The sequence below is a fragment of the Nocardioides sp. AN3 genome (assembly GCF_054653495.1).
On record NZ_BAAIGC010000062.1, the window covers coordinates 1 to 5,533 of the forward strand.

3 rRNA genes are annotated in these 5,533 nt (G+C 56.6%); all 3 read right to left on the minus strand.

The features are described 5' to 3' along the window. Positions 1-11: 11 nt before the first annotated feature. Positions 12-128 (minus strand): 5S ribosomal RNA (rrf, locus tag ACYQ1K_RS27630). A gap of 142 nt (positions 129-270) precedes the next feature. Next, positions 271-3,390: ribosomal RNA gene (locus ACYQ1K_RS27635) — 23S ribosomal RNA — on the minus strand. 549 nt (positions 3,391-3,939) lie between these two features. Then, positions 3,940-5,458 (minus strand): 16S ribosomal RNA (locus tag ACYQ1K_RS27640). Together the 16S, 23S and 5S rRNA genes form the textbook arrangement of a ribosomal RNA operon. Positions 5,459-5,533 lie beyond the last annotated feature (75 nt).

Consider the following 5,533-nt stretch of genomic DNA (forward strand, 5'->3'; position numbering starts at 1 on the left):
CGCAGATGTTTGTCCGGCGGCGTCCTACTCTCCCACAACCTCGCGGTTGCAGTACCATCGGCGCTGAAGGGCTTAACTTCCGGGTTCGGGATGGGACCGGGTGTTTCCCCTTCGCCATGGCCGCCGTAACTCTATGTCAACCACCCCACCCCCACCCGTCAAAAACGCGGGGGTGTGTGGTTGAAGTCTTGGTTGTCTAGTGGACGCGAGACATACGTAGAACACATATCACTCATGTGTCGTGTACTTGTTGGTTTTGTTGAGGGCTTGTGTGACAAGCCCTCGGCCTATTAGTACCGGTCGGCTAGGCATCACTGCTGTACACCTCCGGCCTATCAACCCCATGGTCTGTAGGGGGCCTTACCCCATCAAGTGGGTGGGAAACCTCATCTTGAAACGTGCTTCCCGCTTAGATGCGTTCAGCGGTTATCACTTCCGAACGTAGCCAACCAGCCATGCACCTGGCGGTACAACTGGCACACCAGAGGTTCGTCCATCCCGGTCCTCTCGTACTAGGGACAGCCTTTCTCAAGTTTCCTACGCGCGCGGCGGATAGGGACCGAACTGTCTCACGACGTTCTAAACCCAGCTCGCGTGCCGCTTTAATGGGCGAACAGCCCAACCCTTGGGACCTACTCCAGCCCCAGGATGCGACGAGCCGACATCGAGGTGCCAAACCATCCCGTCGATATGGACTCTTGGGGAAGATCAGCCTGTTATCCCCGGGGTACCTTTTATCCGTTGAGCGACCACGCTTCCACATGCCGTGGCCGGATCACTAGTTCCGACTTTCGTCCCTGCTCGACATGTCTGTCTCACAGTCAAGCTCCCTTGTGCACTTACACTCAACACCTGATTGCCAACCAGGCTGAGGGAACCTTTGAGCGCCTCCGTTACCCTTTAGGAGGCAACCGCCCCAGTTAAACTACCCATCAGGCACTGTCCCTGAACCGGATCACGGTCCAAAGTTAGACATCTAGTACGACCAGAGTGGTATTTCAACGACGCCTCCACACACACTGGCGTGCATGCTTCACCGGCTCCCACCTATCCTACACAAGCCGAACCAAACACCAATACCAAACTATAGTAAAGGTCCCGGGGTCTTTCCGTCCTGCCGCGCGTAACGAGCATCTTTACTCGTAGTGCAATTTCGCCGAGTCCACGGTTGAGACAGCGCCCAAGTCGTTACTCCATTCGTGCAGGTCGGAACTTACCCGACAAGGAATTTCGCTACCTTAGGATGGTTATAGTTACCACCGCCGTTTACTGGGGCTTAAATTCTGAGCTTCACCCCACAAGGGGGCTGACCCGTCCTCTTAACCTTCCAGCACCGGGCAGGAGTCAGTCCGTATACATCGTCTTACAACTTCGCACGGACCTGTGTTTTTAGTAAACAGTCGCTTGGGCCTGGTCTCTGCGGCCATCACCGCTTCCCCCAGCTAAGTGGGTTCACGGATCCGGCCCCCCTTCTCCCGAAGTTACGGGGGCATTTTGCCGAGTTCCTTAACCATGGTTCACTCGATCGCCTCGGTATTCTCTACCTGATCACCTGAGTCGGTTTCGGGTACGGGCGGCGCATAGCTCGCTAGAGGTTTTTCTCGACAGCATAGGATCATCGGCTTCCCCAAAACGGGTCCCCATCACATCTCAGGCACGACATCAAAGTCAGCCTCCCGGATTTGCCTAGGAGACACCCTACCTGCTTAGCCGGCGACAACCATCGCGCCGGTCCGACTACCTTCCTGCGTCACCCCATCGCTTGCCTACTACCAGCTCGGGTCCCGTGTTCCACACACACCCCTCACCCCGAAGGGATCAGTCGCATGCGCTTCAGACGGTTAGCATCACCAGGTTCAGCATGGGCGCTACTTTGCCGGTACGGGAATATCAACCCGTTGTCCATCGACTACGCCTGTCGGCCTCGCCTTAGGTCCCGACTTACCCAGGGCAGATTAGCTTGACCCTGGAACCCTTGATCAATCGGCGCAAGAGTTTCTCACTCTTGATTCGCTACTCATGCCTGCATTCTCACTCGCCACACCTCCACCCCTGGATCACTCCGAGGCTTCACCGGTGAGGCGACGCTCCCCTACCCATCCCAACACCCACAAGGAATACTGGAATGCCATAGCTTCGGCGGATGACTTGAGCCCCGCTACATTGTCGGCGCGGAATCACTTGACCAGTGAGCTATTACGCACTCTTTCAAGGGTGGCTGCTTCCAAGCCAACCTCCTGGTTGTCACTGCGACTCCACATCCTTTTCCACTTAGTCACCGCTTAGGGGCCTTAGCTGATGGTCTGGGCTGTTTCCCTCTCGACTACGGAGCTTATCCCCCGCAGTCTCACTGCTGCGCTCTCACTTACCCCCATTCGGAGTTTGGCTAACGTCAGTAACCTGGTCGGGCCCATCGGCTATCCAGTGCTCTACCTGAGGCAAGAAACACACAACGCTGCACCTAAATGCATTTCGGGGAGAACCAGCTATCACGGAGTTTGATTGGCCTTTCACCCCTATCCACAGGTCATCCCCTCCATTTTCAACTGAAGTGGGTTCGGTCCTCCACGACGTCTTACCGTCGCTTCAACCTGCCCATGGATAGATCACTCCGCTTCGGGTCTAGAGCGTGCGACTAATTCACCCTATTCGGATTCGCTTTCGCTACGGCTACCCCACACGGGTTAACCTCGCCACACACCACTAACTCGCAGGCTCATTCTTCAAAAGGCACGCCATCACCCCAACACCCCAAAGAGGCAGCCGGGCTCTGACGGATTGTAGGCACACGGTTTCAGGTACTATTTCACTCCCCGCCAGGGGTACTTTTCACCTTTCCCTCACGGTACTTGTCCGCTATCGGTCATCAAGGAGTATTTAGGCTTAGCAGGTGGTCCTGCCAGATTCACACGGCATTCCAGGAGTGCCGTGTTACTTGGGAAAACTCTCCAGAGTCAGCGTCATACGCCTACGGGACTATCACCCTCTACGGCCCGGGTCTCCAACCGGTTCAACTTCCACACTGATTGATCACTCTGCAACCCACCGGCAGATGGATTAGAAAGCTCCCACAACCCCGATCCCGCAACCCCTGCCGGGTATCACACAAGACCGGTTTAGCCTCATCCGATTTCGCTCGCCACTACTCTCGGAATCACTATTGTTTTCTCTTCCTGTCGGTACTGAGATGTTTCACTTCCCGACGTTCCCTCCACACGCCCTATACATTCAGGCGCAGGTAACACCACATGACTGGTGCTGGGTTCCCCCATTCGGACACCCCCGGATCAACGCTCCGTTGCCAACTCCCCAGGGCTTATCGCAGGCTCGTACGTCCTTCATCGGCTCTTGATGCCAAGGCATCCACCATGTGCCCTTTGTAGCTTGTCACACAAACACTCAACAAAAACAACAAGCACTCAGCTCATCGCTCATCAAGCAGCGCAACACAACACAAAAGACCAGACAACACACACCCCACCCCAAACAAAGGGCAAGGCACGCGCATCAATTGCTCTACATTGCTTCAAACGAACCAACCCACAAAGGCCGGCCCGTCAGATGCTCGCGTCCACTATTCAACAACCAAACACCACACCCACCAACACCCCCACCCCACACACCCCGCGCAAGCGGCATGCCACACGTGAGACTTCAGCGAAGGAGGCCCATCGACAGAGAAGAACACCACGACCCGCAGACCAACGATCCACAGACCCATGTGTGATCCCTCAGGACCCAACAGTGTGCCACCACCACCCCCAACCAGAGGCCGACCAGGTTCCACACCCCCACCACCACCCACCAAAGCAGGCGACAGCACGAGCAGTACTGAGGACGACCACCCACCAGGGATGATCCTTCATCGACGATTCCACTAGCGAACACCACCATACGTGGCCAGACACTCGCTGACCATCAGTGATGAGTGCTCCTTAGAAAGGAGGTGATCCAGCCGCACCTTCCGGTACGGCTACCTTGTTACGACTTCGTCCCAATCGCCAACCCCACCTTCGACGGCTCCCTCCCACAAGGGGTTAGGCCACCGGCTTCGGGTGTTGCCGACTTTCGTGACGTGACGGGCGGTGTGTACAAGGCCCGGGAACGTATTCACCGCAGCGTTGCTGATCTGCGATTACTAGCGACTCCGACTTCATGGGGTCGAGTTGCAGACCCCAATCCGAACTGAGACCGGCTTTTTGGGATTCGCTCCCCCTCACGGGATCGCAGCCCTTTGTACCGGCCATTGTAGCATGCGTGAAGCCCTGGACATAAGGGGCATGATGACTTGACGTCATCCCCACCTTCCTCCGAGTTGACCCCGGCAGTCTCCTATGAGTCCCCACCATCACGTGCTGGCAACATAGGACGAGGGTTGCGCTCGTTGCGGGACTTAACCCAACATCTCACGACACGAGCTGACGACAGCCATGCACCACCTGTACACCGACAAAAAGGGGCCACATCTCTGCAGCTTTCCGGTGTATGTCAAACCCAGGTAAGGTTCTTCGCGTTGCATCGAATTAATCCGCATGCTCCGCCGCTTGTGCGGGCCCCCGTCAATTCCTTTGAGTTTTAGCCTTGCGGCCGTACTCCCCAGGCGGGGCGCTTAATGCGTTAGCTGCGGCACGGAACCCGTGGAATGGATCCCACACCTAGCGCCCAACGTTTACGGTGTGGACTACCAGGGTATCTAATCCTGTTCGCTCCCCACACTTTCGCTCCTCAGCGTCAGAACATGCCCAGAGAACCGCCTTCGCCACCGGTGTTCCTCCTGATATCTGCGCATTTCACCGCTACACCAGGAATTCCGTTCTCCCCTGCATGCCTCAAGTCTGCCCGTATCGAAAGCAAGCACCGAGTTAAGCCCGGTGTTTTCACTCCCGACGCGACAAACCGCCTACGAGCCCTTTACGCCCAATAATTCCGGACAACGCTCGGACCCTACGTATTACCGCGGCTGCTGGCACGTAGTTGGCCGGTCCTTCTTCTGCACATACCGTCACTCTCGCTTCGTCTGTGCTGAAAGAGGTTTACAACCCGAAGGCCGTCATCCCTCACGCGGCGTTGCTGGATCAGGCTTCCGCCCATTGTCCAATATTCCCCACTGCTGCCTCCCGTAGGAGTCTGGGCCGTGTCTCAGTCCCAGTGTGGCCGGTCACCCTCTCAGGCCGGCTACCCGTCGAAGCCTTGGTAGGCCATTACCCCACCAACAAGCTGATAGGCCGCGAGCACATCCCACGCCGAAAAAACTTTCCACACCCACCCATGCAGGCAGGCGTCATATCCGGTATTAATCAGCCTTTCGGCTGGCTATCCCGAAGCATGGGGCAGATTACTCACGTGTTACTCACCCGTTCGCCGCTCGAGTACCACCGAAGTGGCCTTTCCGCTCGACTTGCATGTGTTAAGCACGCCGCCAGCGTTCGTCCTGAGCCAGGATCAAACTCTCCGTTGAAAACAACAACCCCACACCCCAAACAAGGAGCACGAGGAAAAAGAGATGCCCTGACAGGAGACACTGACAAAAAAA